This window comes from Chengkuizengella sp. SCS-71B, assembly GCF_040100845.1.
Classification (GTDB): domain Bacteria; phylum Bacillota; class Bacilli; order Paenibacillales; family KCTC-33759; genus Chengkuizengella.
The window spans coordinates 3,788,450-3,807,024 of the sequence record NZ_JAZHSH010000001.1; the positions used below are offsets into that span (position 1 = coordinate 3,788,450).

Consider the following 18,575-nt stretch of genomic DNA (forward strand, 5'->3'; position numbering starts at 1 on the left):
ACGAAAAGGAGATCCCAATCGTTTGACGCTTTTTCATCTACAAGTTTTCATTTTCCGACCAAATGACATTTCCTCTTTCATCAACTTCATAAGAATATCTACGTGTTGCTTCAGACTTCGGTACCACTTCTTTATTTTCGTTGATGTAGTAAGTCACTCCTCTTATACCACCATGTTGTAAATTCTCTGTTAAAATTTCAATAGCTGGGTTTAGATTTTCGATTTTTACTCGCTTATCTTTTAATAGATGTGCTACTTCATCCATTCCCACTTGTCTACGAAACTGCCACTGAATTTCTCTATTTTCAACTTTGTCATACTCCCACATATCTTCATATAGCGTTATCCTGATTAATCCAGTTTCTAACTCTGTTGTCTCATAACCACCCTTAAAATTAAGTAATACTTCTTTAGGAATATACTGAAAGTACTGCTCGCCAAACCACATTCTCCAACACGATCCAAACCATACATCTCTTATAAGATGGGAATGCCCTGGATTAAATTCTATATCGATCACTTGCCTTTTTTTTAATACATCGTGTTGTTTTAATCTTACATCTTCAAGAGATTTTCCCTTTGATATATATAGATCTATGTCTGTATTATTTTGTAAAAAATCATCTTTAGACGTGCACATATATGCCACTACACTTTGATGACTTTTAAATAAATCATCTAAATTCTCTAAAATAATGTTTTGGTCTTTGAGATAAATCTCACCATTCAATCTGAATGATATCGAACAAAGAAATGGTCCTTTTGTAAAAGTAAAATAATTACGATCTCCATCTAACATTATGGAAAATATATCTTTACCTGTTATTTTATCTAGTGCCTCATAAAAGGTTTGGGGAACATATTTCCTCACTTTCCCACCACCAATATTGGGTACCATCATTTTTTTAGGATCAAAATATACGAGATTGTTAAACCATTTTTTTAAATTCATTGTTGAGACTTCCTGATTACTCATCATTATTTCAAACAATATATTTTCAACCATTCATTAAAATTCCCTCCACTTGATTTTAATACCTTTACTCTTATCATTCATTAATTTCATCATAATCAAATATACTCTTTCAATTAAAGTTTGAATATAATCAATGATCTCTCAAGTGATGCCAAGTCATATTTATATGATCTTGGATCAATTGATTAACACTAACCACTTGAATCTCTATTTACTAAATCATCAATTACTGAATAAAGTCATTTTGTCCTAGGCAAAATTATACCATTTATCATATTTCATATGTTGTGCATCTAGGGTATTTAAGATAGATAAAGCCTCCTAATTAAATTTATTATTCATTTCCTCCTTGTTCAACAATTGGCCCAAATCCAAAATGAAGACATTCTGTACTTATAATAAAGCAAAAATTATGCACTAAAAAAGAGGACATTTCATTTGTCCTCTTCTTAAAAATATTAGCTACGATGTCTTAACTTGCCACTTAATTGGACATATATTTTTGTGAATACCAGCTCGTTTGGATATTCTTTTAATCACATATCGCATAAGGTCCATGCTCATACGATGGTTAGATTTTCTTTCAGTTACAAACAATGATGGATCATTATCTTTCCTCTCATTCAAATATCTTTTTATCCAGACATTGCTCCCATTGTTCCAACCATTTTAAAATGGCTTGGTTTGTTTCTACTGGCTTTTCTTGCTGGATCCAATGACCGCAATCTAGATTTACCACTTCAACATTGGGCACGAACTCTGTTAGTGTTTCAGACTTCGCGACCCCATCCCGGTCGCCATAGATCATGAGTGTAGGCTGTTGGATGATAGGATTCACGTCCGCCAATAAGTGCCAGTTGCGATCAAGGTTTCTGTACCAATTTATACTTCCCGTGAACCCCGCTGATTCGAAGGCAGAGACAAAAACAGCCAGTTCGCTGTCACTCATTATGGGTTCACCGAATGGTGTTTCTTCTTTGGCGAGATTGATCAACGCCATGCCCGGCTGAGGCTCTCTGAATGGCTCATTCTTTCGGTACATGTTGCGAAGAAACTGGGATGTATTTTCTTCGAATACAGCGTCTGCGACGCCTGGCTTTCGATTAAAGTGGACAAAATAGTGGTCAGCGCCAAACATATCTTCTATGAACTCAAGCCAGGGTTTTTCTCCTCGATCGAAGTAAGGCACGCTCAGGTTTATCACTTTATTTACACGGTCTGGATGCAATAAGGTCAGTCCCCAAACGACAGTTGCACCCCAATCATGACCGACAAAGATAGCATCTTCGTATCCGTAGTGATCGAGAAGTGCGATGAGATCACCCGACAAGTGTTCAATGTCATAATCGGTTACTTCAGTCGGACTGGATGAGTTGCCATAACCCCGTTGGTTTGGGACGATGACATGGTAGCCTGCGTCAACAAGGACGGGCACCTGATAGCGCCAAGAAAAGGCATGTTCTGGCCAACCGTGACAGAGTACAATAGGTTTTCCTACATTTTGTTGGCCTGCTTCAAAGACTTCGAGTTCCACACCGTTGACTGAAATAAGGGTAGGATTGGGAAAATCAGTTTTATTAATCATCATATTACCTCCTATACTAGCTGTACTAAAATTCTGTTACAGTTTGCATAGTAGCATAGTGGTGTGACACTAGAATGTCAGGTTTGAGAAAATAATTTTATTAATATTTTTCATGCATCGATTTTATTCTAGATGCAACAGCTTGGCGTACCCTTTCAGGACCTAACACTTCGACGTGTTCGCCAAAACTGAATATCAATGCAAAATACCATTCCTTCTCTGGAAATTGTGCAGTCACAATCAGTTCACCTGTGTTCAGAATTTCAATATTTTCTTTGTCAAAAATATCTTCAACTCGGGCCCTCACTTGGGGTACGAATTTTAATGTAATGCTGGTTAAAGAGACCTGCTTCATTGATGCCTCTTCAATTTCTTGATATGACTTTTCCCTACGCTTGAATAGTACATCTTCAACCTGCAAGTCAATAATGCGTGAAATCCTGAATACCCTGTAATTTGTTTTTAAGTGACAATAGCCAAAAAGATACCATGTATAACCTTTAAAGATTAATGACATCGGTTCTATCTGCCTTGTACTTGTTTCGTTTGCATAGTTTCTATATATAATTGTAATCAATTGTGATTGAGTCATAGCATTCCGGATGTTTTTGACCAGCTCTTTTTGTTTTGAGGTGTATGCCCAGGGCTGCATACCAATTATGATTTGCTCCATATGCAGGTCAAGATGATGAGTTTTATCCTGTGGAATGATATTTCGCAGTTTTTCTATGGATGATTCAAGCTCAACATCCTCAAATGTTGAGTTAACACCTTTAAGTGCTGAAAGTATGGAACACAAATTGTTTAGTGTCAGCAACTGATGATTTAATTTATAATTCTCCCTAATACCAAAACCGCCATTATTCCCAGGGTATGATATGATTGGAATACCAGCCATATTAATAGCTTCTATGTCTCTGTAAATCGTTCGAACTGAAACTTCAAACTTTTCCGCAAGTTCTTTTGCCGATATTCGACTTCTATTAAGTAATATAACAATGATTGTCAGCATACGGTCTATTTTCATATTAATCTCCTTAATATATGTTAGGCATATTCTAGAGTATAAGGTATTTTTGTCAAAGCATTTTTTAACATATCATGCTTATGATCGCTGAACGTCTTGATGCCACGTAATTGCTACTATCTTTTTTATCCATTACCATTACATTCTAATAAAATTTAGTTATTTCAATCTAACATAGCATCTAAACAATGAATGTCAAGAAGAGTTCAGAAGAAATTTATTTGACCAACAATAAATTGTATGCTACGGTTTTGCGGCATAAAAAAATAAAATAGAGTTTTAATAAATTAAGTTTTAATAGGAAACGGCTTTATTTCCTGTGCATTACTAATTGAGTTTTACTAAATTTAAAAGTATTTTTCTCATAAAATGAAATTAAATCCTCTTCACAAAACAAACTAATAACATCTATGTGAGAAAGCTCTTTTAACAATTGTGAGACAAGTTTCGTTCCTATACCTGATTTTTGAAAGTCTTTACATACTACAACATCTTCAATGTAAGCTCTAAATTTATCGTCTGTTACAGCTCTTGCAAACCCTATAAGAACATTGTCGTTCCAAGCACCAACCGAATTCTCTTGTTCTAACATACTCTCAATATCTTGCTTTTTTCTTTCTTCCCACCAACCTGCATTACCATAAAGCCGGATAAGTTCAGTAGCCTTTATTGGTCTTTCGTTAAAACTCATAACTTTCACATTCAAATTGCAACCCTCCATTATGTATTGCTTTACTGTAAATCTAAAGTATTTCACTTCTTCAAGTAGTGCACCAAATAGTTGTAATAGGTCGTATTCAATCATACCTTTAACAGCTACACCAATGTTTTTTCATCATATACTGCCAAATCATAAAGAAAGACGCATCTCTATAAAAGAAATGTCCCAATTATCTTTTTATTATATTTTAAGCTACTGAAAGTATTGCTCAATTTCTTTTGAAACAACTCTAGTCTCCCAAGGATGGAAAAAATAATTTTCTCCATCATTTGCTAAGGTTAAAGTGTATGCAAAGGTTCCACCTGTGTAAAAGACCATATCATAATAAATAGGATCTCTATCTGTTATATTAGATTGGTAGTTTGGTGTGTCTAATCCCTCTTCCAACAATGAAATGAATTTCTTTACATCTTCTCCTGCTAATGTTTGAATTTTAGTACCTAGTCCTCTAGAATGATAAAGTTCGATTTTTTCTATGTCTTGTTTTACAATTTCACTAAAACGATTAGGCAAAAGATCTTGATTTTCCTCTTGATATATTTGATAACCATTGATTCGATTCTTATCTATTACTACAATCAATGACTGATTTTCAAAGCCTTTAACCGAATACAGCTTTGTGCCTATATCTAAAAATGCAGCATCTCCATCTATTGATTTATAACTCGGATTACCAACTACACCAGCCAATTTAAATTCGACTTCTCCAACAACATCATTCTCATTAACGAACGATGAATCAGAGATAATCACTTCCCAAGCTCCAAAATATTTTTTATCATTAATGTTTACAAAATCAGTCCAACTAATTTCCGCATTTCCATGTATATTATCACGCGGATTTAACTCTTCTACAATTAGACTCTTATCTGAACATCCTGATAAAAATAAACATAATACTAAAGTGAAAGTTAATAATATCCTCAATATGACTCCCCCTAATTTCATATACTGACCCCTTGTTTCACATAAGGTATGGAATCCCCATATAGAGTTTCCTGAATCATAAAGAAAGACACTTCTCTATTAAAAAAAGCGTCATTTTGCTGAAAAACTTTAATATATTTTATTTATTTTTCCAATACAGCAAAATAGTTCATCACTTATTACTATAAACCCTACTTTTTTAGTCCAAAAATTCACTGACTCATCTTGGTTATTCACATTAACATTATTTGACCTACTTTGTTAATCAAAAGGATCACTCCATTTTCAAATATCCTATTTATATTTAATAATACTCTAAAATCATTTCAAACTAAACTACCCTATAGTTTTTTGTTTATTTCAAATTTTCTAATTCTAACAAATGGTGATTAAACAATCTGGAAAATCTTTTAAAACCACAACATATATCAATACTTAAAAATAAAACCATCCTTGAAACATTGGATGGTTATCTTGGATGTAGTATTTAATTATCTAAGATTTCAACTATTGCAAATGCTGCTGCCATTGTAGCACTATGTGTGATGCTGATATGTATTTTCGATTCAGATAATACACCTAAATTCTCTAAAACTTCACTTGAAATACGACATAATGGTTTGCCTAATTCATCAGGGACAATATTTATGTCCTGAAAACCAACCTTATCTCCTATTCCACATCCTAAAGCTTTTACAATAGCTTCTTTAGCAGCAAATCTTCCTGCGACAAATTCCACGTTATTTTTTACACGTTTCATGTATATGTTTTTTTCCTGTGGAGTTAATATGCGATCTACAAATTTTTTGCCATGATTTTTGTTTAAGACATTTTCTACCCTTGATATTTCAATAAGATCATTACCGATGCCATATATCATAAACAGCCTAAATTCCTGGAATCAGATTTCTTTTATGTTCTGTGTTGTTATATAACTTTTCCAACTTTTCTCTCACTTTAGGATCCACTTCTTTCCCTTCAAGAAAATCACTATTTTGCTCATATGTAATGCCTAACTCAGTTTCATCAGTTTGTCCAGCCCATAAACCCGCAGTAGGGGCTTTTTCAATCACCCTTTTAGGTACTCCTAATTTTTCAGCTATCATTCTTACTTGTCTTTTAGATAATGTGCTTAATGGAGTAATGTCTACAGCTCCATCCCCATACTTGGTGAAAAATCCCGTCAGCGCTTCAGATGCATGGTCTGTCCCGACAACCAATAAATTCCTTTCAAATGCTAGAGCATATTGCATCACCATGCGAGTCCTAGCTTTTACATTTCCTTTTCCTTTAATACTTATATGTCTAGAATCACCTAAATTTTTCAAAGCATATTCTACTTCAATTGCGATTTCGTCAACTGCTTCTTCAATATTTGTTTCTGTTGCGGATTTTAACTGAAAAGCTTTAGCAACTGCATAACTATCTTCTATATCTTCTTGCTCACCATAAGGTTGAAAAACCCCTAATGTTTCATAAGGCTTCCCTGTCTCCTCAACCAATTCATCCGTTGCCTTTTTACACAATCCTGTGGTAACAGCACTATCAACTCCACCACTAATCGCAATCAATAAACCTGTCGTTTTTGATTTTAATATGTAATCTTTTAAAAAGTTTACTCTTTTTCGTATTTCCTGATCGACATCAATTTCAGGTTGGACACCAAGAGCAGCAATAATTTCTCTTTGTAAACTCATTATCCTTTCACCTCTAAAATTAAATTATACATTGAATCTTTTTTTATTATAAACTTATTTATACTTATTTTACCACTAAAGAAAACTCGTCGAATGGTAGCTAGAACAACCACGATTCAAAGCGATATCTATTGTGACTCAATAAGCTAAAAAACATCACTAATGAGATTAGTGATGTTAAAAAGTACTATGTTAAATTTTTAGTCACAATACTTGTCAAAAGCATCTGTTAGGTTTTTAGCAATCTGTTCAGCAGAATGATCTTCAATTTCATGTCTTTCAACAAAATGAACTAATTTTCCATCCTTCATCAATGCAATAGAAGGTGATGATGGAGGGTAAGGTGCAAAATATTCACGTGCTTTTGCCGTAGCTTCTTTATCTTGACCTGCAAAAACAGTAAATAAATTGTTCGGTATTTTCTCGTGGTTTAGAGCAAGCGCAACACCAGGTCTACAAAGTCCAGCCGCACATCCGCAAACTGAATTCACTACTACAAGTGAAGTACCACTTTTATACTCTTCAAAATTGCCCTCAACTTCCTCAGCAGTTCTAAGCTCCTTTACACCTATTTTTGTAAGCTCATCACGCATCGGTTGTATAACATCATTCATATACATATCAAAAGACATAGACATGTGCTTTCACTCCTCAAAATATTAATTTCATATAAAATCGTCTTATCTTAAGTTTATTATACATGGCTTAAAGGAATGAAAGCAATGTTTGGTATATTTGTACTATTTGTACTATTTTTCATTCTCATTCGAATCTGACTTGTTCCCTTCCTCTTTACTGTGAATGGGAGGTTCATAAGAAACATCTTTATCAGGATGGGTAAATATGCCCTCTTGTGGATCAATGCCCTTCTCAAAATAATCTTTATTTTGTTCTGTTTGAAAACCTATATCCTTATATGGGTGCACCCACTCATCCCCTGCCATAATTTCAGGATCGGTTTTTTCCGTCCACTTGGTTAAAGGAGAGTTTGGAGATTCATATTCATGGTCACCTATGACCACTCCATGTTTATTTACAAAAGCTTCTTTGGGTTCGTTCCCCTTTTTAAATTGAGGGAGAAAATTAATTTCATAAGGATCTAAATCAAATTGCTTCTGATTCTGTTGATTTTCCTTACTCAAATTCGATTGTTTTTGACTCTTTTTCTTTTGATTAGCCATCGTATCTATCTCCTAATATTATGTAGCAGGTTGGTTTGGGCCGTCCAACTTCTTATCTATATTTTTTAAATCACCTGATTGAGCGGTCTCTTTTTGTTGCTGAAGTTGGCTCTCTCTCTCATGCTCTTGCTGTGCTTTTGAATCTTGGTTAGCTTTCGTGTTCATTTGTTTGTAACCTACTCCTTTCTACTATTATTATGTGTAGGTTTCTAAAAATGATTCAGCAGCTTTGTTTAAGGATGTCCTAATTTGAATGTTTTTTCAAGAACTTGAATTTTTATAGTTGCTTAATTTAGAATAGATGGATCAATACAATTCTAAAGTAGAGATATAGGAGGAATCATTTATGACATACATAGCAAGTAACAGTAGATATTCTGATATGAAATACAATTATTGTGGTCGTTCTGGTTTGAAACTGCCCGTTATTTCTTTAGGTTTATGGCACAATTTTGGAGGAGTAGATACTTTTGAAAATTCGAAATCAATGTTGCTTAGTGCATTCGACTTAGGTATTACTCATTTTGATTTAGCAAATAATTACGGTCCTCCTCCCGGATCAGCAGAAGAAACACTAGGTCTTGTCTTAAAATCTGATCTAGCAAGTTACCGAGATGAGTTAATCATTTCAACAAAAGCTGGTTACGGAATGTGGGAAGGTCCATACGGTGAATGGGGTTCTAAAAAATATTTAATCAGCAGCCTAGACCAAAGCTTAAAAAGAATGGGATTAGAATACGTTGATATTTTTTACAGCCACAGATTTGATCCAAATACACCTTTAGAAGAAACGATGGGGGCTCTAGATCAAGTGGTTAGACAAGGAAAAGCACTCTATGTAGGCATTTCAAATTATGGTCCAGAAGAAACAAAAGAAGCCATACGTATTCTCAACGAATTAAGAACACCTTTATTAATCCACCAACCAAATTACTCTATGTTTAACCGTTGGGTTGAAGATGGACTTCAAGAAGTACTTGAAGAAGCTGGAGTCGGTTCCATAGCTTTTGGACCATTGGCACAAGGTATGCTTACAAATCGTTATCTTGAAGGGATTCCTACAGACTCTAGAGCGGCAAGAGAAGAAAGCATTTTCTTGAATAAAGGAGATGTTACTAAAGAAAAAATTAACAAAGTGCAGCAATTGAATGAAATAGCCTCAAACCGTGGACAAAGTTTAGCACAGATGTCATTAGCATGGGTATTACGAGGAGGACGTATTACAACTGCGCTTATAGGAGCAAGCAAAGTGAGTCAGATCGAAGAAAACGTAAAAACTATCAATAATCTTGAGTTCAGTAGTGAAGAATTAAATAAAATTGAGAATATTTTAAATGGATAATAATCCTTTCTATTTTGTATTCTAGATTGTTGTTAGTTGATTGCCCTTTAGGGCGGTCAGCTCATATTTCGTTTAGTGTAAATCGTCTAGATGCTTGGAAGCAAAGACGGTTTACTTTCGTTTATGAAAGAAGGAGTTAAATATATGTCTTATGATGTTATCGTAATTGGTGGCGGACCTGCTGGTTTAATGGCTTGTATTTCTGCAAGTGAAAATGGAGCTAAAGTGTTACTTGTTGACAAAGGGAATAAATTAGGTAGAAAGTTAGCTATTTCTGGAGGCGGTAGATGTAACGTCACAAACGCCCATGAAGTTGACGAAATTATAAAAAACATCCCTGGAAACGGGCGTTTTTTATATAGTGCTTTTTCCAATTTCAATAATCAAGATATTATACAGTTTTTTGAAAAGTTAGGAATCGAATTAAAAGAAGAAGATCGGGGTAGAATGTTTCCTGTTTCGGATAAAGCGATAACTGTTGTACGCACTCTAATTAATGCAGCAGAAAACCTAGGTGTACACATGAAGACCAACTCTCCAGTGAAACGAGTCCTTTATGCTGATCAACAAACAAAAGGAATTGAATTACAAACAGGCGAGAAGATAAAATGTAAGTCTGTGATTATAGCAGTTGGAGGAAAATCTGTTCCACATACAGGTTCTACTGGGGATGGATATGTTTGGGCAGAAGATGCAGGTCATACGATTACCGAACTATATCCTACAGAAGTTCCAATTACCTCAAACGAACCTTTTATTCAAAAAAAAGAGCTTCAAGGATTATCTTTAAGAAACATTGAGCTCACCGTTTGGAGCCCCAAAAACAAAAAAGTAATCACCCATGAGGGAGACATGATTTTTACCCATTTTGGTATTTCTGGACCAGCGGCTTTACGATGCAGTCAATTTGTAATCAAAACGATGAAAAAGTTTGATGTGACTCAAATACAGATGTCAATTGATTTATTTCCTGAACAATCCGAAGAACAGCTTCTCAAACAAATCAGAAACTTAGGTGAAAACGAACCTAAGAAACAAATCAAAAACTTATTAAAAAAAATGTTGCCTGAACGAATCATTCCTATTTTACTTAAATTAGTTAATTTAAAGGAAGATATGATTTTTAACAGTGTAGCAAATTCCAAATGGTTAGAACTAATATCCATTCTAAAGAAATTTAGCATTTATGTAAAAGGAACTCGTTCTATTGAGGAAGCCTTTGTAACAGGTGGAGGCGTACACCTGAAGGAAGTGAATCCTGGAACGATGGAATCCAAATTAATGAATGGTCTGTTTTTTTGTGGTGAAATATTGGATATTCATGGTTATACAGGGGGATATAACATCACTGCTGCGTTTGTTACTGGACATACTGCTGGTATTAATGCTGCACAAAAAGAGCCATACATCTAAGATGGCTCTTTTCTTACCTATATATGAACATCGTCAGCAGATAAGTAATTTGTTTCTTCATACTCATTTGTTTGTTCCTCTAATTCATTATTTTTATAATCACTTAAATAATTTTCTGGTAAATCCTCAATAACAGTATGTGCAGGTATGGGAATTTGTCCTTCCTCCATTCCATAAGCGGCATTAATATAGTTACTTTCATCTGAAGCTTTTTCTATCATTGTGCCCCCATGTGCTTGAATAATTTCCAGAGCAGATGTCAAATCATTTTTTTCAAGATGAATGTGCAATGTTGGTTTGCTCAAATCATCATGATAAAACACTTCATATCCTAACTCCTCTAACGTATCTAAGGCTAAAAATGCTGATCTTCTATCCTCAAACTCAAAAATAATCGGTTTTTTATCCATCGGTTCATTCCTTTAAGTTTTTTATATAGCTTATCCCCCAAAAATGTGTTCTATACAAAATGAACTGTCATCAGGCTCTGACTTCAAACATAAAATTAGTATGAATACACCTTTTAGAAAAGGAGGTCATATAGTGCAGCAACCACACAAAATAAATTCAAAAGATATTGAAGAAAATAAAATTTGGGCAGTTTTAGCCTATTTTTTATTTTTCTTACCAATGTTAACTGCAAGAGATTCAAAGTTTGCCATGTATCATGCCAATCAAGGACTTATTTTATTTATTTTTGCTGTTGCAGTTAATGTAATTGGCTCTTTTATTCCTATTTTGGGCTGGTTATTGATTCTCCCTTTTGGAAATTTAGCCGTTATCATTTATATGATTATTGGTATTATTAATTCAGCATCTGAGAAAGAAAAGCCACTCCCTCTAATTGGAAATTTCGATATTATAAAATAACAACTATTTATTTACGGTCCTTAACTTTAATAAATATAAAAAAATTATTCTTCCATAAAAACAGTGATTTCTTTATTGATTTTACTGTTTTTTAATTTTCAATCAATTCTATTAAATGTTTCTATTATTGTAAGTTTAAAAATAATAGTTTTGGATAAACTATTTATTAACAAAAAGAAAAGTCTTAAAATATTAACTTACAAAGGTGATTGGATGTTAGCGTTATTAAAGAAAAATATCATATACAGCTTAGTGCTTGTCATCATATTGCTATTAAGCAGTTTATCTTATTACATTTATGCACATCCTGAAGATGATTTTTTACAATTTGTGTCTCTTTCTGAAGAGATTTATCCAGAAGATTATACATTTATTTTAAAACACAGTAGTTTTTATAAAAGTTATGAAAATCAAGGAGATTTCGAACAAATAGGAAATCTACTAATGGATGAGCTTCAAATGCCGCATGGTGAAAGTTTAATAGAATTAAATCACTTAGTATACACATCCTTTGAAAATAAAAATGGAACAAATTTTGCTGTAAAATTAACTGGAATGAACAATGACAAATCAACTTATTTAACAATAACATTAGATAGCAATCATCAAAGTTTAGACTCTTTATCTAAAACAAAAACAAAAATTGAGGCTACACTAGAAAAATTAAATATAAATGTAAATTGGAATTCGATGATACAAGGAATATATACAAAATCTGAAGAAGTGGATTTTCTAAAATTATGGGAGCAACTAAACAAACAGCTTCAATTAAATGAAATTGAAACTTATACAGGTCAACGGACAATCAGTAATTCATACTATTCTCCAAATTTAAATTCAAAAATTTTAAGTGGATCTAATCCGATGAATATTCAAGTAGCACTTCATCAAAATTCACTAAATGACGAATGGCAATTAACAATAGGATCTCCAATCATTACAATGGAATATTAATTACATCTCAACGGTCAGTTATGAGTCCCGGTTCCTCGATGACTAATGTTAAGGGTCAATACATCAAAACAAAAAAACGTGAGCAGTTCATACTGTTCACGTTTTCTATTTTATTAATTTAATTTATTAAATTAAACCAATTGAGATTTCCGATATCGCTGCCGCCTCTAAATACTAAATACAAATCATGTGTACCCGAAGTTGCTGTTATAGAAGCTGTATTAGTTACCCAATTTTGCCAACCACCTGTATTTGTAATATTAACGGTCCCAATTAATGGACCATTTGTACTGTCTAATCTAAATTCAATGCTTCCCCCAACTGTTTGAGTCGCAACTCTTGCTTCTATTCCAGTTGCACCACTTCTAAAATCAACATTTTCAAAAAATAAATAGTCTCCATTATCCGTCCAGCCTACATTTAACCCTCCACCTACATCCGTAGTGGGCTCCGTCTGAATACCAACCATAGATGTATAACTTTCTGCTTCAATTTTTTCAAAAGGGTTTGTATTGGAAAATTCCAGCCAATTTAAGTTCATAATTCCAATTCCAGTACTACCTCTGAAAACTACATATAAGTCATGTATACCTTCAGCATTAGAAATCGCGGCAGTATTGGTTACCCAGCTCTGCCAGCCACCTGTATTGCTAACATTTACTGTTCCAATTAGAGGTCCAGAAATACTATCTAATCTAAATTCAATCGTTCCTCCATTTGTATTACTAGCAACCCTTACATCAACACTATTTGCTCCATTTCCAAAATCAACTTGATTAAAAGCGAGATAATCTCCTTCATCCGTCCATCCAACATTCAATCCGCCACCGATATCCGTGGTTGTTTCTGTCTGAATTCCATTCATTGATGTATAGTTTTCTGCCTCAATTCGATCAAATGCATTTATAGGACCACCTGTAGGTGGACCAGATGATTCATAAACTCTTACATAGTCTACAAGCATCTCTGCAGGAAAATCACTTGGGGCAGGTACACGACCTCCATCAAAATTCCCTCCCACTGCCAAGTTCAATATCATATAAAACTCTTGATCAAAAGGGGCAGGAAAAGGGTTATTAGTAGTTTGACCTAAACTTCTGCTATACCAGGAGGTTTCCGTATTATATAATTGTCCATCCAAGTACCAACGAATTTCACCTGGTTCCCACTCCACACTATAATTATGCCAGTCTGCTGCAGTGCCATTATTAGGTATTGTTATTGATCCGCCTGAATAAACATTATTTGGCCAATTTTCTCCATAATGAATGGCTCCACTAATTTCATGAGGCAATCTTCCTCTATTTTCCATAATATCAATTTCACCAGATGATGCCCATCCACCATAAATGTCATCTTGTGGCATCATCCAAAATGCAGGCCAGAAACCTTGTCCTACAGGTAACTTGATTCTAGCTTCAAATTTTCCGTATTTCCAACTCGCAAGTCCATCTGTTTTTAACTTTCCAGAAGTATAGTTAAACCCATTAAATTGTTCATTTAATGCTGTGATTATTAAACTCCCATTCTGAACTCTTACATTTTCTGTGCGGCTGGTGTAATATTGCTCCTCATTATTTCCCCAACCTCCTACTCCATTACCAATATCATAAGTCCACTTACTCGTATCAAGAGTATTGCCATTAAATTCATCGCTCCATACTAAGGTCCATTCTTCGTGATTGTCAGCGATTCCAATTGTAGGGATCAATAAAACTGTTATCAAGATTGAAAATAAAACTAAAATTACTTTCTTCATTTGATATACCCTCCCATTTAATTATTAGAAAGCGCTTTCATCAATAGCTTCAGAAAAATCGTTATTAGCTGGAACTATATAAAGTCTAATATTACTTATGCTTGCCTAACTCCTCCCTCCCATAGCAGATTATTGGAAAACGATTTCATGCATTAATTATATTAAATTATTAACTCAATCTCAATTGCAATTTATCCAATATTAAAAGAGACAGCTCTTGAGAGTGAATAAATCTCATAAGAGATGTCTCTTCCTTATTTTCCATATTAAAAAGTATGAAATTTAACCTTCAAATGTATTATACGAAGCAATTTGAGATACTGGAAATCTAGGTGTTTCATGTGCTGGCTTGGCTTGTTTTCCAACGGTTATCAACATCACTGGAATATAACGTGCTGGAATATTAAAAGTTTCAGATATTTTTTCTCGATCAAAACCACCCATTGGACATGTATCATAACCTTTTGCTTTTGCAACTAACATTAATTGCATCGCAGCTAATGAAGGATTTAGTACAGCTTCACTAAAAGCAGCTTGTTGATTTTGATATGCACCATTAATTTGACCCATCAATGTATCCTTTGCTTCCTGTGTCATAAAACCATGTTTCACTGCTTCACCGTATACCGCTTCACCATTTTTATTTGCTTCAAGATCACCAAGAACTACAATTGTAGCTGCTGCGTCAACAACTTGCTGCTGATTAAAGGCAATCGGCAATAAAGTTTGCTTTAATTGCTCATCATCAATCACAAGAAATTTCCAATGTTGAAGGTTCCATGAAGATGGTGCTTTCGCTGTTTCTTCAAGTATTTCATTCATTTCACTTCTATCAATTTTGACAGATGAATCGTATACACGCACGGATTTACGATCGTTAATTATTTCATAAATATCTTGTTTAGTGGACAACATTTTAATAACTCCTCCTCAATTACTTACTAATTGTAATTTAAAAACTTACAGTTATTATTATACTCATTTTTAGTTATAAATCAATCTTGTTTGTAAAATTTTTTTCATTAACTATATTTTATTGCTCTGTAATACTTTTTCCATAAATGATGATTTCAACTCACTTTCTTGACTTGTTAACTTCTAGAAATATAATTCTTCGTTTTCTGAAAAGACATTACTATATGTTATATAATAATCAATCGTTTAAGAATGATTCGTTAAAGTGTATACAAAGAACAAGCAATGAAATAATAGAAATATACACTTTTTTCATATTAAAAACTCTTGCAACTCCATCGTATCTATGTAAAGATCAATATATTACAAGACTACTATACTTTACTCATTTTCAGAGATACAATATATTATTTAATGATTTTATTTAGATCTTATATAGATATTTGAGGTGAAGATATGACTAATAAAGCAATCATTTTAGGATGCAATTATTATATAGGTTTAAGCACAATACGTTGCTTAGGTGTTCATGGCATACATACAGTTGCAGTAGATTATTCAGAAAAAGGTGCTTATGGTGCTAAATCCAAACATTGCTCGGAAAGGTTAATTGCTCCACACTATAAAAAAGAAACAAAAAAATTCATTCGATTCTTAATTAATTATGCTCGTGAACAAAACAGTCCACCCGTTCTTATCCCTTGTCATGATTCCTACGTTGAAATCATTGACGAACATTTAGAGGAGCTTAAAAAGTGTTACCTTATTCCACAAACTGAAGCAGGACTTTATTCGAAACTTATGAATAAAGAAACGCTGCATCAAATTGCACAAGATAAAGGTGTGAAAGTTCCTGAGACAGTGAGAGTGAATGAGGAAAACTTTATGGATAAGGTCGAGAATATCATTAAATACCCTTGTTTAGTGAAACCAGTTGATTCCCCTACTTTTGTAGCAAAGTTTAGAAAAAAGTTATTTAAAGTCCATAATAAAGAAGAATTAGAAGCATCCCTTGATAGAGCAAAAAATGCAAACTTAGAAGTCATCGTGCAAAGAATCATCCCTGGTTTTGACGACCACATGTATACGTATGATGCGTATTTAAACCAAGATTCAAAAGTAACTCACTGGTTAACTTGTCAGAAATACCGTCAATATCCAATCAATTTTGGCGCTTCAGTTTACACAGGGCAGAAATATGTGCCAGAGCTTCATGAAATTGGAACTAAGTTTTTTGAAGAGATTGGATATAAAGGGTTTGCTGAAATCGAGTTTAAGAAAGATGCTGAAACCGGACAATACTATTTAATCGAAATCAACGTTCGAATCACAAATATAAATCAATTGTTATACAAAGTCGGCGTGAATATTCCTCACATCACTTATCAAGATCTTACTGGATCACCTGTTACCCCTAAAGCGATCGAAGTAGATACTGATGTACGATTTTGGTGTGGGTATGAAGACATGTATGCTATAAGAGATTATATAAGAACTAAACAACTGTCCTTCAAAAGCATTTTAAAATCTTTGTTGTTTAAACCTAAGGCATATGCCATATGGGATTGGAAAGATCCTATTCCTGCATTCTCCAATGCTGGTATGATCACATCAAAAATATTCAAACGTTTACTTCACTCTAAAAAATAAATCATTTAAACTTTGATCTAAGATATGGAGTTGGTCTTATGCTATTATCCTCAGTACTTCAAGACCTTAATTATGTTAAAATTAAGGGAAATACCGATATAGAAATTAACGCTATCGCTTACGACTCTAGAGAAGTGATAGAAAATAGTATATTTGTAGCTATTTCTGGATTCGAAGTGGACGGTCATATCTTTATTCAAAAAGCAATTGATATGGGAGCAACCGCAATTATTGTTGAAAAAGATATGCAAATTAAAGGGAATATCACTGTATTAAAAGTGGAAAACTCTAGAACAGCATTAGCTAGAATATCATCAAACTTTTATCATCGTCCAACTGAAAAACTAAATATTGTAGGGATTACTGGTACGAATGGCAAAACCTCAATCTCCTACTTTTTAAAATCTATATTTGAACATGCAGGGCGTTCTGTGGGCCTAATTGGAACGATTGGAACTATGATCAATAATAAAGTTGAAAAAAATAAAAATACGACACCAGAATCACTGAATTTACAGCAAATCTTCTCTAAAATGATAAAATCAGAAACAGATCATTGCATTATGGAAGTATCATCACATGCTTTAAATTTAAATCGAGTGGCTTACAGTCATTTTAATACTGCTATTTTTACAAATCTATCCCCAGATCATCTAGAATTGCATCATGATATGGAAGAATATTATCAAGCGAAAGCAAAATTATTCGAGCTTGCCAAAGAATATAATATCATCAATATAGATGATGAATACGGTAAAAGATTAATCCAAAAAGTACAAAAGTATGATGCGAAGTTACTTACTTATGGTTTAGAGAATGACGCTGATATTTATGCTTCAAATATCAAGTATTCAGCAAATGGCTCAACCTATTTGGTACATACCCCTAAAGGCAGCATTGAAATCACAGTGAACTTACCCGGGGTCATTTATGTGTATAATAGTTTAGCCGCTATCGCTTGTGCTTACAGTAATGAATTACCTTTAGAAATGATTAAAGAAGGTATTCAGAAACTAGAAGGAATTAAAGGTAGATTTGAAATTGCATATCAAAAAAATAATTATAAAATTGTGATTGATTTTGCCCATACTGAAGATGCATTAAAAAATGCAATACTTACTTTAAAACAACATGCTAAGGGTAGAATCATCGTTGTGTTTGGAGTATATGCAGATGCTGGAGAATCAGGTACTGATAAAAGAAGATCAATGGGAAAAGTCGCTGCAAAATATGCAGACTTCTCTATTGTTACATCAGACAACCCTAAGGATCAGGATCCTGATTTAATCATCCAAGAAATTGTCCAAGCCATTGAAGAAGAAAGTGGAACAGATACTTATGATGCAGTAGTTGATCGAAAAGAAGCCATAAAATATGCTATCGATATCAGTGAAAAAGACGACATTATTTTGATTGCTGGAAAGGGACATGAAACAACTCAAGTAATAGGAAAAACTGAAATACCTTTTAATGAGGCTGAGATCGTAGAAGAAGTTCTGAGAAGTAAGAATCGATTATTAGAAATATAACTACCCCGTAACCAAGATCGTAGCGATAT

At 33.7% G+C, this 18,575-nt stretch carries 19 protein-coding genes and 1 pseudogene; 6 read left to right on the top strand and 14 right to left on the bottom strand.

The window, feature by feature from the left end; all coding sequences use genetic code 11:
* Positions 1–37 precede the first annotated feature (37 nt).
* The 11 genes and pseudogenes from VQL36_RS18545 to VQL36_RS18590 form a co-directional block, all read right to left on the bottom strand.
* Positions 38–1,006: a hypothetical protein gene (locus VQL36_RS18545; RefSeq protein WP_349250725.1), complete on the bottom strand. Its 969-nt coding sequence runs from the start codon at positions 1,004–1,006 to the stop codon at positions 38–40.
* Positions 1,007–1,595: 589 nt separating this feature from the next.
* On the bottom strand, positions 1,596–2,561 hold the full coding sequence (locus tag VQL36_RS18550) for an alpha/beta hydrolase (RefSeq protein ID WP_349250726.1): 966 nt from the start codon (positions 2,559–2,561) through the stop codon (positions 1,596–1,598).
* Between the two features lie 100 nt (positions 2,562–2,661).
* A complete protein-coding gene (locus VQL36_RS18555; RefSeq protein ID WP_349250727.1) occupies positions 2,662–3,573 on the bottom strand; it encodes a YafY family protein in 912 nt (303 codons plus the stop codon).
* Between the two features lie 325 nt (positions 3,574–3,898).
* Positions 3,899–4,279, bottom strand: a complete 381-nt coding sequence (locus VQL36_RS18560; protein WP_349251217.1) for a GNAT family N-acetyltransferase — start codon at positions 4,277–4,279, stop codon at positions 3,899–3,901.
* A 222-nt stretch (positions 4,280–4,501) separates the two neighbouring features.
* Entirely contained in the window at positions 4,502–5,236 is a 735-nt protein-coding gene (locus tag VQL36_RS18565) for a hypothetical protein (protein ID WP_349250728.1), read from the bottom strand.
* A gap of 168 nt (positions 5,237–5,404) precedes the next feature.
* Positions 5,405–5,505, bottom strand: a pseudogene (locus VQL36_RS21190) (VOC family protein); the annotation flags it as partial.
* A gap of 218 nt (positions 5,506–5,723) precedes the next feature.
* Positions 5,724–6,116, bottom strand: coding sequence for a holo-ACP synthase (gene acpS / locus VQL36_RS18570; protein ID WP_349250729.1), 393 nt, complete (start codon positions 6,114–6,116; stop codon positions 5,724–5,726).
* A 7-nt stretch (positions 6,117–6,123) separates the two neighbouring features.
* Positions 6,124–6,933 carry an ammonia-dependent NAD(+) synthetase gene (gene nadE / locus VQL36_RS18575; RefSeq protein ID WP_349250730.1) on the bottom strand — a complete coding sequence of 270 codons (810 nt, stop codon included), beginning with the start codon at positions 6,931–6,933 and terminating at the stop codon, positions 6,124–6,126.
* Positions 6,934–7,133: 200 nt separating this feature from the next.
* Positions 7,134–7,571, bottom strand: coding sequence for a BrxA/BrxB family bacilliredoxin (locus VQL36_RS18580; protein ID WP_349250731.1), 438 nt, complete (start codon positions 7,569–7,571; stop codon positions 7,134–7,136).
* 111 nt (positions 7,572–7,682) lie between these two features.
* The gene (locus VQL36_RS18585) at positions 7,683–8,114 is read right to left on the bottom strand and encodes a DUF3905 domain-containing protein (RefSeq protein WP_349250732.1); all 432 of its coding nucleotides are present in this window, start codon (positions 8,112–8,114) and stop codon (positions 7,683–7,685) included.
* Positions 8,115–8,132: 18 nt separating this feature from the next.
* Complete coding sequence (locus VQL36_RS18590) at positions 8,133–8,279, bottom strand: hypothetical protein (protein WP_349250733.1); 147 nt, start codon at positions 8,277–8,279, stop codon at positions 8,133–8,135.
* Positions 8,280–8,460: 181 nt separating this feature from the next.
* Between VQL36_RS18590 and mgrA the strand changes: the two genes are divergently transcribed.
* Together mgrA and VQL36_RS18600 are read left to right on the top strand one after the other, a co-directional pair.
* Positions 8,461–9,456, top strand: a complete 996-nt coding sequence (gene mgrA, locus VQL36_RS18595) for an L-glyceraldehyde 3-phosphate reductase (RefSeq protein WP_349250734.1) — start codon at positions 8,461–8,463, stop codon at positions 9,454–9,456.
* A 144-nt stretch (positions 9,457–9,600) separates the two neighbouring features.
* The gene (locus VQL36_RS18600; RefSeq protein WP_349251218.1) at positions 9,601–10,869 is read left to right on the top strand and encodes an NAD(P)/FAD-dependent oxidoreductase; all 1,269 of its coding nucleotides are present in this window, start codon (positions 9,601–9,603) and stop codon (positions 10,867–10,869) included.
* A 17-nt stretch (positions 10,870–10,886) separates the two neighbouring features.
* On the opposite strand, the gene VQL36_RS18605 is transcribed toward VQL36_RS18600, so the two are convergent.
* Complete coding sequence (locus VQL36_RS18605; RefSeq protein WP_349250735.1) at positions 10,887–11,279, bottom strand: hypothetical protein; 393 nt, start codon at positions 11,277–11,279, stop codon at positions 10,887–10,889.
* A gap of 133 nt (positions 11,280–11,412) precedes the next feature.
* Here VQL36_RS18605 and VQL36_RS18610 point away from each other — a divergent pair, with 133 nt between their 5' ends.
* Both VQL36_RS18610 and VQL36_RS18615 read left to right on the top strand, forming a co-directional pair.
* The gene (locus VQL36_RS18610) at positions 11,413–11,739 is read left to right on the top strand and encodes a hypothetical protein (protein WP_349250736.1); all 327 of its coding nucleotides are present in this window, start codon (positions 11,413–11,415) and stop codon (positions 11,737–11,739) included.
* Positions 11,740–11,889: 150 nt separating this feature from the next.
* Complete coding sequence (locus VQL36_RS18615) at positions 11,890–12,693, top strand: YwmB family TATA-box binding protein (RefSeq protein ID WP_349250737.1); 804 nt, start codon at positions 11,890–11,892, stop codon at positions 12,691–12,693.
* A gap of 118 nt (positions 12,694–12,811) precedes the next feature.
* Here the strand turns inward: VQL36_RS18615 and VQL36_RS18620 are convergent, their stop codons facing one another.
* On the bottom strand, positions 12,812–14,452 hold the full coding sequence (locus VQL36_RS18620) for a carbohydrate-binding protein (RefSeq protein ID WP_349250738.1): 1,641 nt from the start codon (positions 14,450–14,452) through the stop codon (positions 12,812–12,814).
* Positions 14,453–14,734: 282 nt separating this feature from the next.
* On the bottom strand, positions 14,735–15,367 hold the full coding sequence (locus VQL36_RS18625; protein ID WP_349250739.1) for a nitroreductase family protein: 633 nt from the start codon (positions 15,365–15,367) through the stop codon (positions 14,735–14,737).
* A 456-nt stretch (positions 15,368–15,823) separates the two neighbouring features.
* Between VQL36_RS18625 and VQL36_RS18630 the strand changes: the two genes are divergently transcribed.
* Positions 15,824–17,017: a carboxylate--amine ligase gene (locus VQL36_RS18630; protein WP_349250740.1), complete on the top strand. Its 1,194-nt coding sequence runs from the start codon at positions 15,824–15,826 to the stop codon at positions 17,015–17,017.
* A gap of 38 nt (positions 17,018–17,055) precedes the next feature.
* Positions 17,056–18,546 carry a UDP-N-acetylmuramoyl-L-alanyl-D-glutamate--2,6-diaminopimelate ligase gene (locus VQL36_RS18635; RefSeq protein WP_349250741.1) on the top strand — a complete coding sequence of 497 codons (1,491 nt, stop codon included), beginning with the start codon at positions 17,056–17,058 and terminating at the stop codon, positions 18,544–18,546.
* Positions 18,547–18,575: the final 29 nt, after the last annotated feature.

Coding starts and splice junctions, on each gene's coding strand:
- mgrA (WP_349250734.1), top strand. CDS start 8,461: ATGACATACATAGCAAGTAACAGTAGATATTCTGATATGAAATACAAT.
- VQL36_RS18580 (WP_349250731.1), bottom strand. CDS start 7,571: ATGTCTATGTCTTTTGATATGTATATGAATGATGTTATACAACCGATG.
- VQL36_RS18630 (WP_349250740.1), top strand. CDS start 15,824: ATGACTAATAAAGCAATCATTTTAGGATGCAATTATTATATAGGTTTA.
- VQL36_RS18600 (WP_349251218.1), top strand. CDS start 9,601: ATGTCTTATGATGTTATCGTAATTGGTGGCGGACCTGCTGGTTTAATG.
- VQL36_RS18625 (WP_349250739.1), bottom strand. CDS start 15,367: ATGTTGTCCACTAAACAAGATATTTATGAAATAATTAACGATCGTAAA.
- VQL36_RS18590 (WP_349250733.1), bottom strand. CDS start 8,279: ATGAACACGAAAGCTAACCAAGATTCAAAAGCACAGCAAGAGCATGAG.
- VQL36_RS18550 (WP_349250726.1), bottom strand. CDS start 2,561: ATGATTAATAAAACTGATTTTCCCAATCCTACCCTTATTTCAGTCAAC.
- VQL36_RS18620 (WP_349250738.1), bottom strand. CDS start 14,452: ATGAAGAAAGTAATTTTAGTTTTATTTTCAATCTTGATAACAGTTTTA.
- VQL36_RS18605 (WP_349250735.1), bottom strand. CDS start 11,279: ATGGATAAAAAACCGATTATTTTTGAGTTTGAGGATAGAAGATCAGCA.
- VQL36_RS18545 (WP_349250725.1), bottom strand. CDS start 1,006: ATGGTTGAAAATATATTGTTTGAAATAATGATGAGTAATCAGGAAGTC.
- nadE (WP_349250730.1), bottom strand. CDS start 6,933: ATGAGTTTACAAAGAGAAATTATTGCTGCTCTTGGTGTCCAACCTGAA.
- VQL36_RS18560 (WP_349251217.1), bottom strand. CDS start 4,279: ATGAGTTTTAACGAAAGACCAATAAAGGCTACTGAACTTATCCGGCTT.
- VQL36_RS18585 (WP_349250732.1), bottom strand. CDS start 8,114: ATGGCTAATCAAAAGAAAAAGAGTCAAAAACAATCGAATTTGAGTAAG.
- VQL36_RS18555 (WP_349250727.1), bottom strand. CDS start 3,573: ATGCTGACAATCATTGTTATATTACTTAATAGAAGTCGAATATCGGCA.
- acpS (WP_349250729.1), bottom strand. CDS start 6,116: ATGATATATGGCATCGGTAATGATCTTATTGAAATATCAAGGGTAGAA.
- VQL36_RS18635 (WP_349250741.1), top strand. CDS start 17,056: ATGCTATTATCCTCAGTACTTCAAGACCTTAATTATGTTAAAATTAAG.